The sequence below is a fragment of the Microbulbifer jejuensis genome, from assembly GCF_047289955.1.
Classification (GTDB): domain Bacteria; phylum Pseudomonadota; class Gammaproteobacteria; order Pseudomonadales; family Cellvibrionaceae; genus Microbulbifer.
In genome coordinates this window covers 28,761-49,686 of record NZ_JBLBUB010000013.1, presented here as the reverse complement: position 1 = coordinate 49,686, position 20,926 = coordinate 28,761, and the positions used below count along the sequence as shown (strand labels likewise).

The 20,926-nt window shown below is 49.9% G+C and carries 19 protein-coding genes, 1 tRNA gene, 3 pseudogenes and 1 other annotated feature; of the genes and pseudogenes, 13 read left to right on the top strand and 10 right to left on the bottom strand.

What is annotated here, in order from left to right:
• Window positions 1-100: 100 nt before the first annotated feature.
• Window positions 101-1,030 (bottom strand): IS5 family transposase, encoded by a 930-nt coding sequence (locus ACL7TT_RS09970; protein WP_413395097.1) that lies wholly within the window; start codon window positions 1,028-1,030, stop codon window positions 101-103.
• A 93-nt stretch (window positions 1,031-1,123) separates the two neighbouring features.
• Here ACL7TT_RS09970 and ACL7TT_RS09965 point away from each other — a divergent pair.
• The 7 genes and pseudogenes from ACL7TT_RS09965 to ACL7TT_RS09935 all read left to right on the top strand — a co-directional run.
• Window positions 1,124-1,444 (top strand): annotated as a pseudogene (locus ACL7TT_RS09965) (IS66 family transposase); the annotation flags it as partial.
• 179 nt (window positions 1,445-1,623) lie between these two features.
• Window positions 1,624-2,205, top strand: a pseudogene (locus ACL7TT_RS09960) (DUF6531 domain-containing protein); the annotation flags it as partial.
• Between the two features lie 156 nt (window positions 2,206-2,361).
• Window positions 2,362-7,176, top strand: a complete 4,815-nt coding sequence (locus ACL7TT_RS09955; protein ID WP_413395244.1) for a hypothetical protein — start codon at window positions 2,362-2,364, stop codon at window positions 7,174-7,176.
• A gap of 32 nt (window positions 7,177-7,208) precedes the next feature.
• Window positions 7,209-7,937 carry an RHS repeat domain-containing protein gene (locus ACL7TT_RS09950; protein WP_413395095.1) on the top strand — a complete coding sequence of 243 codons (729 nt, stop codon included), beginning with the start codon at window positions 7,209-7,211 and terminating at the stop codon, window positions 7,935-7,937.
• Window positions 7,938-7,948: 11 nt separating this feature from the next.
• Complete coding sequence (locus tag ACL7TT_RS09945) at window positions 7,949-8,170, top strand: Imm32 family immunity protein (RefSeq protein WP_413395093.1); 222 nt, start codon at window positions 7,949-7,951, stop codon at window positions 8,168-8,170.
• 57 nt (window positions 8,171-8,227) lie between these two features.
• The gene (locus tag ACL7TT_RS09940; RefSeq protein ID WP_413395091.1) at window positions 8,228-8,602 is read left to right on the top strand and encodes an RHS repeat-associated core domain-containing protein; all 375 of its coding nucleotides are present in this window, start codon (window positions 8,228-8,230) and stop codon (window positions 8,600-8,602) included.
• Between the two features lie 4 nt (window positions 8,603-8,606).
• Window positions 8,607-9,005 carry a hypothetical protein gene (locus ACL7TT_RS09935; protein WP_413395089.1) on the top strand — a complete coding sequence of 133 codons (399 nt, stop codon included), beginning with the start codon at window positions 8,607-8,609 and terminating at the stop codon, window positions 9,003-9,005.
• 562 nt (window positions 9,006-9,567) lie between these two features.
• Here the strand turns inward: ACL7TT_RS09935 and ACL7TT_RS09930 are convergent.
• The 3 genes from ACL7TT_RS09930 to ACL7TT_RS09920 all read right to left on the bottom strand — a co-directional run bounded on the left by ACL7TT_RS09930 (window position 9,568) and on the right by ACL7TT_RS09920 (window position 12,401).
• Complete coding sequence (locus ACL7TT_RS09930; protein ID WP_413395087.1) at window positions 9,568-10,374, bottom strand: ExeA family protein; 807 nt, start codon at window positions 10,372-10,374, stop codon at window positions 9,568-9,570.
• Window positions 10,371-11,624 (bottom strand): DDE-type integrase/transposase/recombinase, encoded by a 1,254-nt coding sequence (locus ACL7TT_RS09925; protein ID WP_413395085.1) that lies wholly within the window; start codon window positions 11,622-11,624, stop codon window positions 10,371-10,373. The genes ACL7TT_RS09930 and ACL7TT_RS09925 overlap by 4 nt, the downstream gene beginning before the upstream one ends.
• 213 nt (window positions 11,625-11,837) lie before the next feature.
• The gene (locus tag ACL7TT_RS09920; protein ID WP_413395083.1) at window positions 11,838-12,401 is read right to left on the bottom strand and encodes a hypothetical protein; all 564 of its coding nucleotides are present in this window, start codon (window positions 12,399-12,401) and stop codon (window positions 11,838-11,840) included.
• Window positions 12,402-12,589: 188 nt separating this feature from the next.
• Here ACL7TT_RS09920 and ACL7TT_RS09915 point away from each other — a divergent pair, with 188 nt between their 5' ends.
• The 4 genes from ACL7TT_RS09915 to ACL7TT_RS09900 all read left to right on the top strand — a co-directional run bounded on the left by ACL7TT_RS09915 (window position 12,590) and on the right by ACL7TT_RS09900 (window position 15,862).
• On the top strand, window positions 12,590-13,102 hold the full coding sequence (locus tag ACL7TT_RS09915) for a hypothetical protein (protein ID WP_413395081.1): 513 nt from the start codon (window positions 12,590-12,592) through the stop codon (window positions 13,100-13,102).
• A protein-coding gene (locus tag ACL7TT_RS09910) for an IS3 family transposase (RefSeq protein WP_413395079.1) occupies window positions 13,023-14,239 on the top strand; the annotation gives its coding sequence in 2 pieces (ribosomal slippage) (window positions 13,023-13,302 and window positions 13,302-14,239; 1,218 coding nt in all). Before ACL7TT_RS09915 ends, ACL7TT_RS09910 begins: the two co-directional genes overlap by 80 nt.
• Window positions 13,301-13,417 (top strand) — a sequence feature (AL1L pseudoknot). It overlaps the preceding gene by 117 nt.
• A gap of 114 nt (window positions 14,240-14,353) precedes the next feature.
• Window positions 14,354-14,812 carry a hypothetical protein gene (locus ACL7TT_RS09905; protein WP_413395077.1) on the top strand — a complete coding sequence of 153 codons (459 nt, stop codon included), beginning with the start codon at window positions 14,354-14,356 and terminating at the stop codon, window positions 14,810-14,812.
• A gap of 99 nt (window positions 14,813-14,911) precedes the next feature.
• Window positions 14,912-15,862, top strand: coding sequence for an IS5 family transposase (locus tag ACL7TT_RS09900; protein ID WP_413395075.1), 951 nt, complete (start codon window positions 14,912-14,914; stop codon window positions 15,860-15,862).
• Between the two features lie 631 nt (window positions 15,863-16,493).
• Here the strand turns inward: ACL7TT_RS09900 and ACL7TT_RS09895 are convergent.
• A pseudogene (locus tag ACL7TT_RS09895) lies at window positions 16,494-16,865 on the bottom strand (transposase); the annotation flags it as partial.
• 220 nt (window positions 16,866-17,085) lie between these two features.
• Window positions 17,086-17,298 (bottom strand): hypothetical protein, encoded by a 213-nt coding sequence (locus ACL7TT_RS09890; protein WP_413395073.1) that lies wholly within the window; start codon window positions 17,296-17,298, stop codon window positions 17,086-17,088.
• A gap of 84 nt (window positions 17,299-17,382) precedes the next feature.
• Between ACL7TT_RS09890 and ACL7TT_RS09885 the strand changes: the two genes are divergently transcribed.
• Complete coding sequence (locus ACL7TT_RS09885) at window positions 17,383-17,574, top strand: hypothetical protein (RefSeq protein ID WP_413395071.1); 192 nt, start codon at window positions 17,383-17,385, stop codon at window positions 17,572-17,574.
• 316 nt (window positions 17,575-17,890) lie between these two features.
• Entirely contained in the window at window positions 17,891-18,238 is a 348-nt protein-coding gene (locus ACL7TT_RS09880; protein WP_413395069.1) for a hypothetical protein, read from the top strand.
• Between the two features lie 160 nt (window positions 18,239-18,398).
• On the opposite strand, the gene ACL7TT_RS09875 is transcribed toward ACL7TT_RS09880, so the two are convergent.
• The 4 genes from ACL7TT_RS09875 to ybgF all read right to left on the bottom strand — a co-directional run bounded on the left by ACL7TT_RS09875 (window position 18,399) and on the right by ybgF (window position 20,919).
• Window positions 18,399-18,474, bottom strand: a tRNA-Lys gene (locus tag ACL7TT_RS09875).
• 128 nt (window positions 18,475-18,602) lie between these two features.
• Window positions 18,603-19,280: a 7-cyano-7-deazaguanine synthase QueC gene (gene queC / locus ACL7TT_RS09870; protein WP_413395067.1), complete on the bottom strand. Its 678-nt coding sequence runs from the start codon at window positions 19,278-19,280 to the stop codon at window positions 18,603-18,605.
• A 52-nt stretch (window positions 19,281-19,332) separates the two neighbouring features.
• The gene (queE, locus tag ACL7TT_RS09865) at window positions 19,333-19,992 is read right to left on the bottom strand and encodes a 7-carboxy-7-deazaguanine synthase QueE (RefSeq protein ID WP_413395066.1); all 660 of its coding nucleotides are present in this window, start codon (window positions 19,990-19,992) and stop codon (window positions 19,333-19,335) included.
• A gap of 105 nt (window positions 19,993-20,097) precedes the next feature.
• Window positions 20,098-20,919 carry a tol-pal system protein YbgF gene (gene ybgF, locus ACL7TT_RS09860; RefSeq protein WP_413395064.1) on the bottom strand — a complete coding sequence of 274 codons (822 nt, stop codon included), beginning with the start codon at window positions 20,917-20,919 and terminating at the stop codon, window positions 20,098-20,100.
• Window positions 20,920-20,926 lie beyond the last annotated feature (7 nt).

Sequence of the window (20,926 nt, the reverse complement as noted above, 5' to 3'; positions counted from 1 at the left end):
AAAATTACGTTTTCACAGAAAATGACCCCCGTTTTCCTCACCCAAAGCCCGCTTTTCACGGATTTTGGGCGCACTGCCCCTATGCGGGCAGATATTTTTTTCAAATCAATAAATTGGTGAAGCCTGCTAACATGCACAGACGTTGGGTATTTTTCTCCAGTCCCCGATAGCGCACTTTGCGGTAGCCAAAGATGCATTTGATATAGCGGAACGGGTGCTCCACTTTGGCCCGGATCTGCGCCTTGATTTTTTCCGCCGCTTTCAGCTCTTCTTTGCCCGGCAGCGTCTTCAGCTTGCTCGGCTTCATGGCGATATGCCACTCAACCTTCTTATCTTTTAATTCTTCACGCTTCTCGGCACCGGTATAGCCGGAATCGCCCCAAATACGCTTTTCCTCGCCGTGCAGCAATTGTTCTGTCGCTGTCACGTCGTGCGCATTGGCGGCCGTGGTTTCGAGGCTGTGGATAAGTCCGAGTACGTCGTCGGTACCAATGTGCGTTTTCATTCCGAAGTGCCAAGTGTTGCCTTTTTTTGTTTGGTGCATTTCCGGATCGCGTTCTTTGGCTTGGTTTTTTTTCGAGCTGGGTGCAGAAATAATGGTGGCATCGACGATGGTGCCCTCGCGCAACATCATGCCTTTTTCCCGCAAGTAGCCGTTGATCTCTTCGAAAAGTTTGCGCCCAAGGTCGTTCTTTTCCAGCAGGCGGCGGAAGTTAAGGATGGTGGTTTCATCCGGAATTCTGCCCGCCAAGCGCAGCCCGGCGAAATTGCGCATGGATTCTATTTCGTAGAGCGCATCTTCCATTGCCGGGTCGCTGAGGTTGTAAAACAGCTGCATGCAGTGGATGCGCAGCATGACATCCAGAGAATACGCCCGCGGGCCGCGGTCGTTGTTGTGGTAGAAGGGCTCGCTACGGTCGCGCAGGTGCTGCCAGGGAATGAGCGCATCCATATTTGCCAGAAATTTCTCGCGCCGGGTTTGACGGCGCTTGCTTCGGTATTCGGCTTCGGCGAAGGTGACTTGATGCATGATTTTGGGTAGCCTTGAGGAGTAGTACGATTCTATCCGATACTTGGGGAATTATTCAGAGGTTCCTTAGGTGATAAAGTCGCCGCCTGAGACAAATGCCCGGCGCCGGAACCGGGCGAAACCACGTATCGCCGGGGCCGGGTCAAACGCAGCAAATCACGCAATTTGTTGGAGCGTCTTATAGATTGCGAAGACGACGTGCTACGTTTTATGGAAAATGCCGAGGTACCGTTTACCAACAACCAGAGTGAACGGGATCTTCGTATGACCAAGGTCAAGCAAAAGATCTCCGGTTGTTTCCGCTCAAAAGATGGAGCCAGAGCCTTCTGTCTTGTTCGTTCCTATCTGATAACCTGCCAGAAAAACAATGTTGAAACCAGCGAGGCCTTGGTCCTGCTCTTCAATGGAAGCTGACCAGACTTCATACTCGAAAAATTCAAGTATCAGCAGAAACATGCTGAATAGTTACCATTTTGTTTGATAATTTTCCACGCATTATATGGATTCAGATAAACATACCGGGTTATTATCATTCTTTCAGGGTTTTTCAGCAGCCTGCCAGGCTGGATCGCGAATTAAAAAAGAAGGTTTAGATGAACTATCTAGCACATAAAAGCCTGTCTATCAGGGCCTTGGGCGGCATTGTCTTATTTCTGTTATCCATTCCTGCATTATCTTGGACCTTAAAAACTATAAATCATTATTATGACAGCCATGATCAGGCCGGGCAGGCTTGCATTGATGCAAAGAATCAGGTGAGGGAGGTCTCTAATGATAATAACTGCAGTGAACATTATTCTGAAAAATTCTTTGTTGGTACCCATTTACATGCCAAATCCCATCCAGTACCAGAATTTCTTGATTCTTACTTTCCATGCCAAAATTATCCTGAACTTTATACTTTTTGTGAGCACCATTTCTTTCATTACGATGAATGCCCTGCAGGTACTAAGCCAGATCCAGAAACCGGTGAGTGCTTAACGCAATTCTATGCATCTGCTTCAGAGCCAAAACCAAGCGGTAACTGCGAGGGCAACCCCTGTGATGTATTAACGGGACGAAAAGTTGAACGTGCTAGCGATGTCAAGCGCACCCTGCTTTCCTTTGCGCGATACTATGATTCCGGCGCTTCTGATGCAGGTGTGGTGATAGGGTCCCACTGGCGGCACAGTTTTGATACTAGCGTAGATGCTTTATTGCCCCAAGCACCACAAAGCTTCCCTTTTCCAATCATTCCTTCTACCGTACACCAGTCAGGCCGATATGATAGCCGGGATCAAGCCTGCTTAAGCGGTTGGAACGACATCAAGGCGGACTATCGGCGAGGTAGTTTGCGTACTGCAACAGCCCATTTCAATGCCAATGGCCTCTGTGAGATTAAGGATGCTCAGGCTGTTGTAGTGGCTACTTTGTCCCTTGTACCCGCCGCTGGGGCGATGATGCCCGCCGAGGGGCAAATGCCCCTCATTGAGCAGAAATGGGGCTCCCTGGATACGAAAACACACACAGTGACGCGACCTGATGGTGCGTATTACACTTTTGAGGAAATAGCGCCCGGCCAATTCAAAGAATCCAATGGCTTCTCTGTCCGTTTGGTTCGCGATGGTAACCAGTGGCTGTTTTATGACACGGATAACACCATCGACCGGTTTGAAGCCGGTAAGCTTCTGTCCCGCACCCTACCCAATGGTCAAGTCCTCAGCATGGGACATGATACTTTAGGGCGTTTAGCCTCAGTCACTGGTCCCTTCGGCAACAACCTGCAGCTCAGCTACAACAGCAACGGTCAGATCAACAAGGTGACTCACCCAGAGGGTGAGATTACCTATGGTTACGATGCCAACTACAACCTCAACACCGTGACCTATGAAGACGGCTCTACCCGTCAATACCATTACGAAGATACTAACCTGGTTAATCACCTGACTGGCATCACTGATGAACGGGGTATTCGCTATGCAACCTGGACCTATGACAGCCAGGGTCGAGCGATTAGTAGCGAACATGCCAATAATACCGATAAGGTAACCTTTACCTATACCCCGACCTCAACCATCGTCACCGATGCCTCCGGCGGTACGCGGGAATACCACATTGGCACAGAAGGAGGGAAGCAGGTGGTAACTCAGGTTACTGGGGACAAGTGTAGTGACTGCTCCCGCAACGAGATGCAAAACCGCACCTATGACGCCAATGGGTTTATGGATGAGGCGACCGATTGGGAGGGCAACGTAACGGACTATGACTACGATGCCAGAGGATTGGAAGTCCAGCGTATCGAAGCTAAGGGCTCGCCCCAAGAGCGGATTATCAAGACCCAATGGCACTCTGATTTCAGGCTTCCGACCAGAATTACCGAACCGGATCATGTGACTGAATATACCTATGACGCTAATGCGCAGCTGACGGTGCGCAAAGACTATCCTATTGGCTTTCCACTGCAGGCTCGCACCACTACGTATACCTATCACCCTGCCGGGAGTAATGGCGCTGGCCTGGTTGCCACCATGGATGGCCCCCGTACTGATGTTTCGGACCTGACATCCTACGCTTACGATGTATCGGGCAACCTGATTAGTACGACGAATCCCTTAGGCCATGTCACTCAACTGACCGATCACAACGGCAGGGATCTACCGGGTAAAAGCATCGACGCCAACGGCGTGGAAACAGTTCTAACCTACCATGTGCGGGGTTGGTTATTGACCTCTACTGTGAAAGACCCTGGTGGTAATACAGCGCTGGATGCGGTAATCACCTTCGGCTACGATACCATCGGCCAGGTGACCCACATTACCTTGCCCGATAACTCCTACCTGAACTTTACTTATGATGCGGCCCGGCGCTTAACGGCCATTGAGAACAACCTGGGGGAGCGCATTGAATACACCCTTGATGCCGCCGGCAATCGCACCCAGGCAGTGATTAAGGACAGCAGCAGCACCATCGTCAAAACCCAAACCTGGGTGTTTGATACCTTAGGCCGCCTAATAAATGAAATTGGCGCCAGCAACCAAATCACCCACTACGACTACGACAGCAACGACAACCTTACCCAAATCACCGATGCCCGTGCCAACCCTACGGGCCAGGCCTTTGATGCCCTTAATCGCCTGATCACACAAACGGACCCGGATAACTTCCAGGTGGGCTATACCTACGACAGCCAGGACCGGATCAAGACCGTCACTGATCAACGGGGTTTGAGCACTACTTACAACTATGATGCTTTTGGCAATCTCACTTCCCGGGTCAGCCCCGATACCGGCACCACCAGTTACGACTACGACATTGCCGGTAACCGCATTCAAATGACCGATGCGAGAGGCATTGTCACTAACTACAGCTACGATGCCCTCAACCGCTTGCTCACCGTCAGCTACCCCGCCAACCCCAGTGAAAACGTCACCTACACCTACGATGACACCACGGCAGGCAACTACGGCAAAGGCCGTCATACCCGCATTATCGACGAAAGCGGTCAAACCGATTACACCTATGATCATCGTGGCAATCTGATCCAGAAGAGCTACAACATTGAAGGCATCAACTATAGCCTTAGCTATGTCTACGACCTGGCGAACAACCTCACCAGTATCGCTTATCCCAGTGGTCGGATTGTGAACTACAGTCGGGATAGTGCGGGCCGTATCGCTAACATTACCACCCAGGAAAACAGTGTAGCTGCCGCACAAACGGTCATTAGCAACGTCCGCTACTTACCCTTTGGCCCCATTGCCAGTTATACCAATGGTAATGGCATGGCCCATACCATGAGTTACGACCAGGATTACAGGACCACCGATATTGAAACCATTGGCACCAACACTTTCCTGGACCTGAACTATAGTTATGACCCCAACAACAACATCACCACCCTCCACGACCAGGACAACATCGCCCACGACCAAAACTTCGAGTACGACAAGGAAAACCGCCTGATCCAAGCCGTGGGCAGTTATGGCCAACTGGATTACCAGTACGACGGGGTAGGTAACCGCACCCAGCAAACGGAAAGCAAAGACGGAACAACCACCACCTACACCTACAGTGCCACCAGCAACCAACTGAACCAAATCAACCGCACGGACGGCACCAACACCAGCCAACGGGGATTCACCTATGATGCGGCGGGTAACCTGGATGTGGATCACAAGCTTGACGGCACCATCCAGGACTATGACAGCAACCATGCCAACCGCACCAATCTGGTGACTATCAGCAACGCCCCTACGGCTTCCTACCTGTACAACGCTTTAGGGCAACGCATTGCCAAACTCACCACCACCCCACAGGCGGACCAGCACTTCCACTATGATGAAGGAGGACAACTCCTAACTATTACCAGCGCTACGGGTACTACCAGCAGTGAATACATTTACCTGGATACCACCAGAGTGGGCATGCTGGTTGATAGTGACTCAACAAACCAGCCGCCTGCAATTGAAATCACGTCCCCTATTTCAGGTAGTGTTAGTTATTTTGGGAATGAAGTTAGTTTGTCAGGAACAGCTGATGACCCCGAAGACGGTATTTTGACTGAGAACATCCAGTGGACTTCCAGTCTTGATGGACTCATAGGCACAGGGGGTGCAATAAGCATTACGAGTTTATCTGTTGGCCGCCACACTATCTTCGCAAACGTAGCTGATTCAGGAAATATAGTAGGGCAAAGCATAACTTCTCTAGACATAGTGGTTAACCAGCCCCCTGCCATCGATATTACTTCTCCTGTATTGGGTAGCACTAGCTTTTTTGGAGACCAGGTAAGCTTATCGGGAATAGCAATTGATCCGGAAGATGGCGATATAAGTGCAAATATTGCTTGGAGCTCCGACCGGGATGGAGTGCTGGGAACAGGAGTATCTGTCAATATCAGTAGTTTATCGATAGGTTTGCATAATATTACAGCATCGGTTATTGACTCCCAGAATACTCAAGTTCTGAAGCAAGTACCGTTTACGATAGTGGACCAGAGCAACATCGACTTCAACAAAACCGTATTAGCCGATTACGCGGGTAATAGCGTTGTGGGCACCGTAACCATTGAGGGCAACGGTGATGCACTAAATCTGACGGGCAACAATTGGCAGCGAATCGACTTTCCCTACACGGTTACCGCGAATACGGTATTGGAATTTGATTTCAGTAGTAGCGTGCAGGGAGAGATTCACGCCATCGGCCTGGATGATGATGACAATTACAGTGACGATTGGGCATTCCAACTCTATGGCACACAAACCTGGGCAAACCAGGATTACCGGGATTATCCCGGCGATGGTTCAGTGAAACATTACACGATCCCGGTAGGGCAGTACTTTACAGGTGCGATGGGTTACCTGTTGTTTGTAATGGACCATGATGACGTCACACCTCCCGATGGGCAGAGCATCTTTAGTAAGGTAAAAGTATATGAAAATACCGCACCGCAAATAATCTCAACCGCAGGTATCACGGCGACCGTGGGTAAACTGTATACATACGATGCCGACAATAGGATAGAGGCGCGAGGGATGCCAACCATTTCCTACGCATTAGTCTCAGGCCCCGCAGGGATGACGGTGAGTGCCGCCGGTTTGGTTAGCTGGGCCCCGCAAGCTGGACAGGAGGGCAATCACTTGGTTGAAATCAGCGCTTCGAACAGCCTGGGTATTGATACCCAGGTATACAGCATTAACGTATCTGAGGCTCCGCTTCCATCTAGTTATATTGATTTCAATACTGCCACCTTAGTCGACTATGCGGACAATAGTATTGTGGGCACGGTTAACATAGAAGGTGGCGGTAACGCACTAAACCTGACGGGCAACAATTGGCAACGGATCGACTTTCCCTACACGGTTACCGCGAATACGGTATTGGAATTTGAGTTCAGCAGTAGCGTGCAGGGTGAGATTCACGCCATCGGCCTGGATGATGACAACAGTTACAGTGAAGGCTGGGCATTCCAACTCTATGGCACACAAACCTGGGCAAACCAGGATTACCGGGAATATCCCGGCGATGGTTCTGTGAAGCATTACACAATTCCGGTAGGGCAATACTTTGCGGGTGTGATGAATTACTTGGTATTCGTGATGGACCATGACGTCACAGCCCCGAATGGGCAGAGCATCTTTAGCAATGTCAGAGTATATGAGCAATGAACGGCCTACGAAAAGTAACAAGGAAAATGGTCATGGAAATTCAACGAGCGAATAATCCGGTCGCTAAGTTAATTACCATCGTCGTACTAATAATAGCGATTCAAACTTTTCACCATCCGGCGCTGGCGATGGAGTTGTACTTTATCCATAACGATCATCTGGACACACCCCAAGTCGTTACCGACCAAAATCAGCAAATCGTGTGGCGAGGACGTTATAAGCCTTTTGGGGAAACGGAAGAGGAAATCTCAATCGTTGAACAGTACATCCGTTTCCCGGGCCAATACGAGGACAGAGAAACCGGGCTTCATTACAACTACTATCGAGACTATGATCCGAGTACTGGCAGGTACTTACAGAGCGACCCAACTGGGTTTGAAGGTGGGATAAATACTTACCTGTATGTACTAGCAAATCCGATCAATTATTTCGATGACCTTGGGTTGGCGCCCTCTGGAAAAAATGTAGATTTAGGTGGTGGAAGCCGTGTGCGAATAGATAACCCTCATGTTCCAGGGCAGCAAAAGCACGCGCACTTTGAAACATCTAAAGGCAGCGGTGTCGTTAACCAAGACGGCACTCAAAGCCATAAGAACAGTGGCAGCCTCGATAATATGAATAAAAAAGTTAAGAAGTTCTTGCAGAAGAAAGGATTTAAGCTGAGATGCCCTGCCTGTATGCTTATTCCGTTCGAGTTATCTCCAGAAGCCATGTATTGTGAGATAAACCCAGATTTGTGTATTGAAGTGCCGATGTGCTAGGGAGTGTAAGCGTGAAAGCTTTTGGTTATGAAAGTGGTGGGGAAAACCTGCTAACAATAAGTGAAGTTACCTTGCAAGCCTCACCAGAGGAGCTTAGGACGTTGGCGAAGTTTATTGAAAAATGTGCCACTGAGATAGATGAAAACGAAAATTGGGAGCATGAGCATTATTCTGAATATGCTGGTGTCGAGAACTCATCCATAGAATGTGATCTGATAGTTTTTAAACCTTGATTTTCTAAGATGCTCGACTTAACCCGGTAGAGAAACCCCAGCCGGACGGCTGGGGTTTTGTCATTTTATAATTACTTCCGGGATTACGATCCCAGTCTTGGACGGTATATTCAGAGTGATCCGATTGGGCTGGACGGTGGGATTAATACTTATGGGTATGCATTGCAAAACCCACTGATGTACAGTGACCCAACTGGAGAGGCAGCACAATTGGTGGTGGTAGTCTTAGTTGCGGCTTATGCTGGATATACAATATGGAAGAAAATAGTAACGCAGGAAGAATGTCAGAGGGTATGTAAGGAGGAATACGACGAGAGAGAAAAATGTGAAGATAACGGTAATAATAATGGGTTGTTAAAATGTAAAACGGAATGCGTCCAAAAAACATGGTCTACTACGTTTAGACGAGGACCTCTTCCTAAGAGACTGTAAATTGATGAATCAGTTTAATATCTATCGATCTCTATTTATGCTTTGTTATGCTGTCTCAATTGGGAAATGTGTAGTGTATATGCTGTTAAGGTGGGACGAAATATACAATTCTTTTTTTAATGATGGAACGGTTAGTCTTGGTGTCGCGATTGTATACGTGATTATTACAATATTTGTATCTGTTTTTAGCATATTTATGAAAGCAGGTAGTTTGTTGATCATAATGAATCAGCTGATTGTTGTTGTATCAATTTTAACATTGGGATTTCTTGGTCAAGTCTTAGATTTTAGCCCACTGGAAATGAAGTATCTTGTTGGGGAGGTGTCAATTACAACTGCCCTTGGAGGAAGCTTTTACCTATGGTGGACTGGTAGAACAGAGAGTGTAAATAATTCTGTGTAACCGCCCCTGCCAGTTGCTTATTGATAATCGGTGAGGCGGTCGCCGAATTTGATCATAAAGGAGGGTGTTCAAAATTCTGTGTCAGCCAAGTAGCCTCAATAGGCTGGTATATATCTCCAGGCTGTCCAGGAAGTGGATCGTTAGCTGTGGCAGCGTCAAGTTCCATTTCTGGGTCGGGTGTAGCGCCCCACTTTAAGATCGCACATTTCCCCAAATTATTGATCATAAGATTCAGCGAGGGTGTTCAAAACTTGTAGCGCCCCACTTTAAGATCGCACATTTTCCCAAATTATTGATCATAAGATTCAGCCAACTTATGATCTGATTCCCAAGCTCTGATCATAACCTGATCGGGACTCCCCACTCTGTCATCGTAGTTTTTACCTCTCTACATCCTACAAATTCCCAAAATACCATCGCATCGGACAGACACGGTCATTCTCGATCAGATAGATCTTGCTGCTGGCAAGATGTTTCTGGTCTGTCAGACACAGGAAAGGGGACGTTTGCCCCCTTTCCTGTGTGATGTTGCTGCTAAAGATCAGCGCTTAATATGCCTTATCTAAGCGACCTGCTGTTTGATGAGCTCATCGTGGGAACGCCAATGGGGCTGAACCAGTACACTATTGACATGGCTGATGGTAACGATCTTTTTGCTCTCCCGGCAGGCTTCGATCAGACTGCCATAACAAAGATTGCGACAAAGCCTCAGGTTGCCTTGCGCCGAGCGTATAATCAGCTCCATGGAGGCAGCATCGAATGTATTGATTCCCAGCCTTACCACTTCCAGTTCCCGGACGATGTAACGCTCCAAATCCTCGTCATTCAGCGGTGCGATATTCTCGGAGTAGGTAATCCGGCTCTTGATATCCTGATTAAGGTTCATGGACAGGTAATACAAGAGGTCTCTCTGCCCAAACAGCACCAGGTTGTGTTTTTTCGGGAAACGCCCAAACAGCAGGCGTAATTTGCGCAGCACCTGCATATCCAACAAATGCGCCTCATCAATAAGAATGTACAGGATTTTTCGCTCCCGTACATGGTTAAAAGCATTGTTGATCAGGGCTTTTTCCAGATCCTTAGCTGGCACTTCAATTTTAAACGATTCGGCCAGCTGCCTGAGGACATTGGGGTAAGTATGCAGAGTACGCGAGCAAGAAACAACAGTGACATCCCGTGTTTTTTGTAGCTGTTCGATATGTTCTCGCAGCACACTCTTACCCACGCCAGGATTGCCAATAATCACCGAAAATCCCCCTTGTTGGGCATGGATCTTGATGATGTCAAAGATTTTCTTTTGTTGTGGAAGCAAATCGAGGTCATTGCGATTGAAGGGTTCTTTGGTGATGCCAAAGGTCGATTTAATCATCGTGGGCTATCCTCGACTGTGGTGTAGGGCGCCCTCTGGCGGGCGTTGTAGTGGAGATCCAATAGCATGGCCTCTCCCATACGCTGGTCGGAGAAATAAACAATAAAGCGATTGCGCTGGCTGCGGTCGTAGCGAACCTGGATCTTCTTCTCGCGCAGGTCTACCGGGCACTCGTACTTTTGCGAATTGATGGAGAAAACATTGGTTTTGTTCACCTTGCGTGTCTCCTCAACAAAAAAGACCTCCTCAGTGACCTCATCATCACTGAGAAACTGAACGCGGCTGTGATCTAAATTGAAGCGATCCAGGGGTACCATCTGGATACCGGTATGATGCTGGCTGTTGTATTCGTCCTCTATCCAGTCCCAAGTCAGGGCGTTGAGGCTTTCCAACGACTCGAAGGCGGTATGCTGAACCAGGAAGCGATCGCGGAAGCCGCGGAAGAAACGCTCGATTTTGCCCTTGGCTGCCCCATCTCGAACCGGGGCGTGTGATAGGTGGATATTGAGGCGCACACAGGCTTGCAGGATTTCTTTTGAGGTGTAATTGCTGCCGTTATCAAAATACAGTCGCTCGGGCTTACCGCGCTTATAGAGCGCGCTCTTAAAGGCCTCAATCATATTTTCGGTATTGTCTCGGTAGAAGAACTCACCGTGGGTAATCACCCGGCTGGCATCGTCAATAAAAGCGATCAGGAAGGTCTTTCGCCAGCGGCCGTCGGACTGTTTGATCGACGGCCCGTACATGGTGTCTGCCTGCCACAGCTCGTTGGCAAACTGCATTGCGAAGGAGCGGCGCAGCTTTTGGGTTTGCTCGCCGTCCAATAGATCGTTTTCACGCACCATGCGGTAAAAGGAGGTTTGTGAGAGCTGGCTGCGCTGAATCAGGTTTTTCTTGAGCAACTGTCGGTACAGGGCCATTTTAGGGATAGTGCCATGCTTGTTTGGGCTCAGGGTAGGCAGTACCTCGTGGATGGCCTCCGCCAGCTCGTCGACTTGAATCTTGCGGTAGTTGTTCTTGTCCGAGCGGGTTTTGTGATCCAGAGCGGTGACCCCGTGCTTTTTGAATCTATATAGCCAAGTACTGATAGTGCGCCAGGTAAAGCGGTACTCCAGGCCGCTGGCCTGGTCTACAAAAGTGCGCCCGGCTACCTGCTTGATTCGCGCACGGAGATTCTCTCCGGGTGCATAGTCCACGGCACTCAGCACCTGCAGGCGGAGTGTGAAGGGTGGGTTCTTTGGGGTTGGCATGCTTCTCTCCTGTATGGCATCGATGAAAGCAGGAGGGTAAATAGGTCGAAAGAGCAGTAATAGTGACAGGTTCTGTGGCGAGCTAAGGTTGCTATGGGGTTGTCGGCATACTGAGTGTCGGGGCTACAGGAATTTGGTCGGTGTAAAGGGATTTAGTGGTGAGATTTAGTGGATTCTTGCTACTGCCAGGGGGGGTTCAATACCGGGAGAAGCTCAAATAAAAGCGCTTTGGTAGCGTTGCTGATAGTGCTGGCAGAGGGGCTGTTCAAGAATCGAAGATAATCGCTCCAGAGTTATCAGTAGTATGTGCAGGCGACGGGATCTGCTCCTACCGAACATGGCAGCGGCTTCCTTGGGTTTTCTCAGTCTGTTGCGGTAATCCATCAGCTTGCGGTTGAGTTTGTTGATCCAGCGATAGGCATTGCGGGTAGTCGGAGCGGAGGTTGCCTGACTGTAGGCACGCTGGATACTGAAGCCAGCGATTAGAGTTGTGAGGAAGATCAACAGATGTGTTGCGGTGTATTGCAGCCTTGGCAGCTCGGTGTTGAGGTAAAGTCGGAGAGTGCGGCCACAGCCAGATCTCCCGCAGCGGCTTGAGCAAAGAATCCGCTTGCCGACGGTGCGTTGCCGCCCTTGAGAGTGTTTCTTATAGACAAATCCATGGGAGACAAACTGACCACTGCAAGAGCAGCCAGTGCAGGTGAGCGTGTTCTGGTGGCGATCTAATTCCAGAGAAAAGCGGTGGGCAGCGTCGATGTCGTCAAAGAAGAGTCCCATGGGCAGAATTTTATCGACATTAGCTACCCGATAGAAATACGATTTGCCAGATTACCGTTATAAGGGGGCGTCGGCATTACGATGTGAAAATGGCTGAAAAGCAGGGGATCGTTAGGCAGTAGTTTGGTAATCCACATTATGATCCGACCATCGGCAGGTATCTTCAAAGTGATCCGATTGGCATCACAATGGATTTCTCCGATCCGCAACTGCAAATGGCTTTGTTTGGCGAAACCCTTAGTCCCGCTGTGTCGCAAGAGATGTCTAGGTTGTTCATCGAGGACTTTGGTTTAAACCATACTTATGGATATGTAAACCAAAATCCATTGTCGGGTGTTGATCCACTTGGCTTGGTTTGCATGTCAACAATGTGCCCAAGGGTACCAAAGTTCCCGAAAGACCTATTGCCGCATAAGAAAAAGATTGAGCAATGTCTGAAAGGAAAAGGCGACCGAGATGATATACCAAAAGATGTTCGTGAAAAGGCAGCAGACTATTATCAGCGTGCAGCAGATGCTTTGCATCGTCAAAGTTCCGCCTCGAATAAAGCTAAAAATCTGAATCAGGCTAGTGAATCACCCCGGGTTTCTCGGAGGCTAACTTTCTTGAGAGAATTAGCCAATGAGCAAACGACCTGGATACTCTCCCGAAGTACGGGAACGCGCAGTTCGCATGGTGTTGACCGGCGAGCACGAACATAAATCACGTTGGGCAGCGATTACATCTATCGCCTCCAAGATCGGCTGTACGCCTGAGACTCTACGATCATGGATCAACAAGATGGAAGTCGACAACGGCACTAAGCCCGGCACCACTAGTGGCGCCGCAGCCCGCCTTAAAGAGCTGGAGCGCGAAGTCCGCGAGCTAAAGCGCGCTAACGAGATCCTGCGCAAGGCTGCCGCTTTTTTTGCCCAGGCGGAGCTCGACCGCAAACCGAAGCAATGGTGCCATTCATTGATCAGGAGCGTGAGGCGCACGGTGTCGAGTCAATCTGCGAGGTTCTGCCGATTGCACCGTCGACTTACTACCGCTACAAGCATCTGCAGGCCAATCCAGAACAGCGCTGTGTGCGAGCTCAACGTGACGATGAACTGAAGCCTGAGATCCAGCGGGTCTACGAAGTAAATCATCGCGTCTATGGTGCTCGCAAGGTCTGGAAGCAGCTTAACCGCGAGGACGTAAAGGTCGCCCGCTGTACAGTTGAAAGGCTGATGAGAGTGCTGCAGCTGGAAGGCGTTCGAAGAGGCAAGCGTTGTGTTACGACTATCCCAGATGAGCTGGCCGATACGCCGCTGGACCTGGTGAACCGCGAGTTTACGGCGGAGCGCCCCAACCAGCTTTGGGTGGCCGACATTACCTATGTCGCAACTTGGTCTGGCTTTGTTTATGTCGCATTCGTTGTCGATGTATTCTCCCGCTACATTGTTGGCTGGCGCGTGTTAAAGAGCCTCCAAACCGACATCGTGCTTGATGCTCTGGAGCAGGCACTGTGGGCACGAGGCAAACCCCGCGGCGTTACCCATCACAGTGATCGAGGCAGTCAGTACCTGTCGATTCGATACACTGAGCGGCTTAATGAAGCGGGCTTCCAGGCGTCAGTCGGCAGCGTCGGCGACTCCTACGACAACGCACTGGCAGAAACCATCAACGGCTTATTCAAGGCGGAGGTCATCCACAGAGCAGGCCCCTGGAAAGGGCTGGATGGGGTTGAACGCGCAACCTTGACCTGGGTCGATTGGTTTAACCATCGCCGCATTCTCGAGCCGATTGGCGATATGCCTCCAGCCGAATACGAAAAGTTGTATTATCAGCAAGCCGAGTCTGCCCAAGCGGCATGACTCAAATCAAATTGCCTCCGGCAAACCCAGGATGATTCATAGAGCTGATTACCTTAAAGGAAAGACAAATACCGCTCCAGGCAATACTTCTACCCGGAACTATGACTTTTACCCATGAGTAAGTTTGAAGAATATCAATTGGTAGCATCGCTATGGTGTATTGAGAGCTACACGGACTCTGATAGAGTTAATTCATTACGATCGGAAACTCTTGCTCCTCAAATTGATATTAGAGATTACAATATCTCGGTATCTAGAAAAAAAGATGAAATTGATAGGATTCATAAATTAAGAAAGACCAATCTAACTAACCAGGAAACTAATATTTCTCCGGCCGGAAGGATATTAAGATATTATCCCGATAGAAGCCTTGAAGATGGATTAGTGTTTGAAGAGTCTGGAGGTTTCATCTCTGAGGATGAAAGTCCTCCGTGGGATACATGGTTCTATTTTGAGCAAGAACCTAACGAAAGGGAAAATATTCTGTACTGTTGGATACCCTTAGAAACAGTACAATTTATTTCAGAGGCAATGAAGTCAGACTGTTATGATTGTCTCGTTTGGCATGTATAGCCATTGTGGGTGAAAAGGAATGCAACTAACTAGGGAACCTCTGAATAATTCCCCAAGCATCAGATAGAATCGTACTACTCCTCAAGGCTACCCAAAATCATGCATCAAGTCACCTTCGCCGAAGCCGAATACCGAAGCAAGCGCCGTCAAACCCGGCGCGAGAAATTTCTGGCAAAGATGGATGCGCTCATTCCCTGGCAGCGCCTGCGCGACCGTAGCGAGCCCTTCTACCACAACAACGACCGCGGCCCGCGGGCGTATTCGCTTGATGTCATGCTGCGCATTCACTGCATGCAGCTGTTTTACAACCTCAGCGACCCGGCAATGGAAGATGCGCTCTACGAAATAGAATCCATGCGCAATTTCGCCGGGCTGCGCTTGGCGGGCAGAATTCCGGATGAAACCACCATCCTTAACTTCCGCCGCCTGCTGGAAAAAAACGACCTTGGGCGCAAACTTTTCGAAGAGATCAACGGCTACTTGCGGGAAAAAGGCATGATGTTGCGCGAGGGCACCATCGTCGATGCCACCATTATTTCTGCTCCCAGCTCGACAAAAAACCAAGCCAAAGAACGCGATCCGGAAATGCACCAAACAAAAAAAGGCAACACTTGGCACTTCGGAATGAAAACGCACATTGGTACCGACGACGTACTCGGACTTATCCACAGCCTCGAAACCACGGCCGCCAATGCGCACGACGTGACAGCGACAGAGCAACTGCTGCACGGCGAGGAAAAGCGTGTTTGGGGCGATTCCGGCTATACCGGTGCCGAGAAGCGTGAAGAATTAAAAGATAAGAAGGTTGAGTGGCATATCGCCATGAAGCCGAGCAAGCTGAAGACGCTGCCGGGCAAAGAAGAGCTGAAAGCGGCGGAAAAAATCAAGGCGCAGATCCGGGCCAAAGTGGAGCACCCGTTCCGCTATATCAAATGCATCTTTGGCTACCGCAAAGTGCGCTATCGGGGACTGGAGAAAAATACCCAACGTCTGTGCCTGTTAGCGGGCTTCACCAATTTATTGATTGGGAAAAAATATCTGCCCGCATAGGGGCAGTGCGCCCAAAATCCGTGAAAAGCGGGTTTTGGGTGGGAAAATCGGGGATTATTTGCTGTGAAAACGTGATTTTTGACTAATCCTTGATCAATTTCTCCCGTTTTGGTGTGGGAGCGCGGGAGGAAGGTGAATTAATCAGAGGTTCCCTAAGTGTTCGTTTAGAATTATTGGTTTATCTGAAGAAGAATTATCAATATTAGAAAAAAAATATTTAGATGGTGTCCCCTACCGAACAGGAAGTTACCATAAAGATAGGAGTAAGAAAGTCCTTCGATTAATTCTTAATGAGTCAATCAAGTCGGAAGTATTACACAACTTAATTGAAGAAAAACCCGATGATGCTACTCATGATTTCTTTGTGTCTGTTTCATCTTGTGAACAAACTGCGATAGTTGATATTCCTGAGTTTTTGTTGAATCTTAATAGGGATGTTGGGGGACGTATATGCTTTAGCTATACTTGCACCTTTGATCCAGAGAGTGTAAATAATTCTGTGTAACCGCCCCTGCCAGTTGCTTAGAGGGTGTTCAAAACTCTGTGCCAGCCAGGTAGCCTCATAGGCTGATTTCTCCAGGCGATCCGGAAAGTGGATCGTCAGCTGTGACAGCGTCAAGTTCCAGTTCTAGATCGGGCGTTCGGAGGCTTTCAGTATACCGGCGTAGAGCAGCTTGAATAAGCTGTCCTCATTGGCGGAGCCGCCCTTGGTTTTAGTCATCCTGCGGAACTGGCGGTGTACAGCCTCACGATGTTGGTGGTGTAAATCGGCGTTCGCACACATTTCGGATATTTGAAATACGTCGACAGGCTATAGGCCACTTGGCCTCCAAGACGTTCTTGGCAGTATTGAGGCGTTGCTCTTGAGATCGGCCATAAGGGCTTTCTGGTTCTTCATGGCCACATGCTTCAACGAGTTGCGAATCTGGTTGATGACATAGTACTGAAGTCTATCTTGAGGTAGATGCTCCCAAGCCTAGGGGAAGCCCTGCAGGCCATGCACAAAATTCGCCTAAATCTTCCTTCCATGTTTTGAACCGGGATTTCACTTTTCTTCATTGCGCAGCATGGCTAGCAGCAATGATCGCTTGCATCTCAGAAATAAAGAAGTCAAGAAAATTCAAGGAGTTATCTAATGTATTGACTATAAAACAAACGATTTCTGAAGACTTGAAAGGGCCTGCGATCACTCCTCCCCACGCCTGCCGGTTTTGCGCTTTTCCTTAGCCAGTGAAATTGGAAAACACCGCAAACCCCCACCAGCCGTGGGCTGTAGCGGTTTTCAGGATTTCACAAATTGAAGAAAAATGAAGAGAATTGAAGAGATTTTTCACAGGCCAAAATGGCTGAGAACCAGTAACCACGGGGTTTTCCCGGCGGTGATGGAGTTTTGTATCTGCTTTCTTTGGCTGGCGGGGTGGCGTGAAGTTCAGCATGTAGAGGAGCCACCAACTGCTGATTGCCGCCGTCTACAGCCTGGTGTTTAATCCCATTTTTCCATTTGCGAGAAGAAACCAGCCATGGAAGACTGCCTAGATACCAGTAACGAGATATTGATTACCAACAAACAGTTGAAGTACCTGGCCGAGGGCGGGATCATGCCGTTGATGAGTACAGATGGCATCACAATAGGCTATGTGGAAAAAGATCCACAGCGCAGCACTCCCAAAAAAATGCGTTTGCGCTTTATCCGCGCAAAGGATGTGCAATAGCTGCTATGGGATAGTTTCGTAAGAATCTACCGACCTCCTTTAACTGTCCTTTATTGCGCTTTGTTGCCCGTATCCGCTTGACCGCCTTCAATCAGACCACTACAGTCGATCTTGAGGCGTAGAAACCTCAAGTCCAGGGCGGGTATCAACCGCTGCCGTTACAGCGGCTTTTTTGTGCCCGAAATTTGACCAGTAATGCCGAGAGGCCGGGGAATACAATACCCTTTGGGGGAATCAACCGGGCCTGACCTTGGACAGGTTTCTACCCTCTTGGCGCCCTAACCATTCATGTAGAAATGAAACCAAGGAGGCCATCATGGCTAATTCCAATTCCCAACCCGTCTTCAACGAGCACGACGACCACATCCTGTGGGTCACCCAGCAGCAGCTATTGCACTACTACGATAACGGTGAAGGCTTGTTTATGAAGAATGCGGATACCGGTGAAACGATCCGCTTCCTGCACGAAGACGAGCACCGCCTCGGGCATGACCCCCAGCACTTGTCGTTAATGGAAAGTCTGGATGAGGCTGTCCATCAGCTTGATTTCCTTTCCGTACTCCTGACGCCGGGAGAGCACATGGAGCTGAGCCCGGAAATGCAGCTCGGCCTTTTCAGCATCCTGCGGGCATTACGAGACCGGCTCTCCAGCCATCAACACTGATCTTTATTCCTGATACAGATAGAAAGAAAACTAAGGTCCAGAGCCGGATTTGCTGAATTTGCGTTGACACTTTGTTGACACTTTAACGAAAAAGAGCGGCATCAACTAGGTTGATACCGCTCTTTCGATCTTGCAACTCTCTGATTTACAAGACTTTATTTGGTGGGTCGTGCTGGATTCGAACCAGCGACCAATTGGTTAAAAGCCAACTGCTCTACCAACTGAGCTAACGACCCTTTTCGTGTCTCCTCACAAGGAGACGCGTATCTTACGGATCTCCTGTAAAAAGACAATACCCAATTTAAAAAAAACCAACAAACTTAAGAGGTTAGGCATTTCATGTAAAAATGGCGCCAAGAGGCCATCACTGCGCATAGATTGTCGGGTCTTCAAGACCCGCACCGGCAAAGCCCGCCGCGCGCAAGCGGCAGCTGTCACAGCGCCCACAGGCTGCACCATCGGCACGCGCTTGGTAACAGGATACCGTCAAACTGTAGTCTACCCCGAGGCGCATGCCTTCTCGCACAATATCCGCCTTGCTCATACTCATCAATGGTGTCCTGATGGATAATCTGTGCCCCTCCACGCCCGCACGAGTGGCCAGATTGGCCATCTTTTCATAGGCCTCGATGTAAGCAGGACGGCAATCCGGATAGCCAGAATAATCCACGGCGTTTACACCCACAAAAATATCCTGTGCCCCCAAAACCTCGGCCCAACCCAGGGCGATGGAAAGAAACACGGTATTGCGCGCAGGCACATAGGTGACCGGGATACCTGCGGCCTTCTCTTCGGGAACAGCGATAGTGTCATCGGTCAGGGCAGAACCACCAATGGCACGCAAGTCCAGCTCCACCACCTTGTACTCTCGTGCACCAAGGTCCTTTGCCACCCGCGAGGCCGCCAGTAGCTCAGAGGCGTGGCGCTGACCATAGTTAAAGCCCAGGGCGTAGCATTCGTAACCATCAGCGCGCGCCATTGCGAGCACGGTGGCAGAATCCAGGCCACCGGAAAGCAAAATTACCGCTTTTTTTGCTGTCATCTGTTCCCCATTATTCTATGCACAAGTAGCACCATGAGGGTCATCGGACCCATCAAACCCCCGGGATGTCTCCCCACAATAGTTTGTGCAGTTGTAACTGCAAACGCACCGGCAAACCATCCTCCAGTATCCATTCTGCCAGTTGTCGCCCCTCCAGCTGCTTATAACTGGGCGAGAAGAGCACCTCCCCCACACGCTCTGACAATCGATACTGGTCCAGGGTAAACTTGGCCCAGCCGTAGTCTTCCCGGTTACAGATCACGAATTTAACCTGGTCGTGTCGAGTGAGCACCTGTAGGTTTTCCATACGATTGCGGTGCTGTTCGCCAGATGCCGGCGTCTTCAAATCAACCACCCTGGAAACACGGCTATCCACACCACCCACCGGCATGGCGCCACTGGTTTCCAGAGTGACGGAATAATCCTCATCGCACAGGGCTTGCAGCAGTGGCAAACAGTTTGGTTGGGCCAGGGGCTCACCCCCGGTTACACAGATATGGTGTGCCGGGTGGCTCTGCACGCGCTCTAATATCTGCTGCAGGGCCATACGCTCGCCGCCGTAAAAAGCGTATTCGGAATCGCAGTAGGTGCAGCGTAACGGGCAACCGGTCAGGCGCACAAATACCGTCGGCAACCCACTATCACGGGCTTCCCCCTGGAGAGAGTAGAAAATTTCACTAACCCTGAGTGATTCTTTGGACAGACTGGTCATACACACCCAACACAAAAACGCCCGAGGGGCAGGTGCCATCCGGGCGCGGGATCATAGGCTTTTTCTGTTCAAAAAACCAGCGGTGATGGGCGCTCTAACCCCCCGCTATTGGAAGTTTTCCTTGAGGTATTTCTGCGCCAGGTTCGAAGCCCTGGCATCGCTGGCGGCCACCTGCTCAAGCAGGGCGCGGGCCTTCTGCTGATCGCCCAACTGGTGATACACAGTACCCAGCTTGTAACGGCCATCCCAAACCTTGTTGGAATTGGGGTAGCCGTCGAGCAGTGCCACAAACCATGCGCGGGCCTCTTCCAGCTCACCCTGGACCAACGCTATCTCGCCCAGCCAGTAGTTGGCATTGGGGGCGTATTGGCCGTTGGGGTAGTCTTCCAGCAGTCGCTTGAATTCTGCACTGGCACCACCGTAATCGCCATTGCGCGCCAAACCGAAACTGGCCTGATAGCGATCGCGCTCATTGCCATCAGTTTTGGGCTCCTGGGGAATCGGGGATACTGGAGAGTCATCCCGAGCAGAAGTGGCGTCATCGGCTTTGGTCGGCGGCGATGTCGATGGCGTCGTACCACTTAAGCGTGTGATACGCCGGTCCAGATCCATGTAATCCTCGGTGCGCTGCTGCTTGAGACGTTTAATCTCATGGAGCATCTCCTCCACTGTGCCGCGCAATGATTGCACTTCCTGCTGCAGCACCTGCATCTGGTAGTAGACTTCGGCCTGGGGGTTGGTCTTGGCCCGGGAGCCTGCGGCGGTGCTACGGGCGAGCTGTGCCCCTTCAGTGCTGCTGCTATAGGAGGATGAAGGATCTTCCCCCCTACTGGCAGACAAATCCACTACCGGAACCTGGGAGAATACTGGCGATACCACAAATAGCGCCGTTGCGGCAATCGCCAGTTTTCTAATCGTTAAAGCCATTGGCATC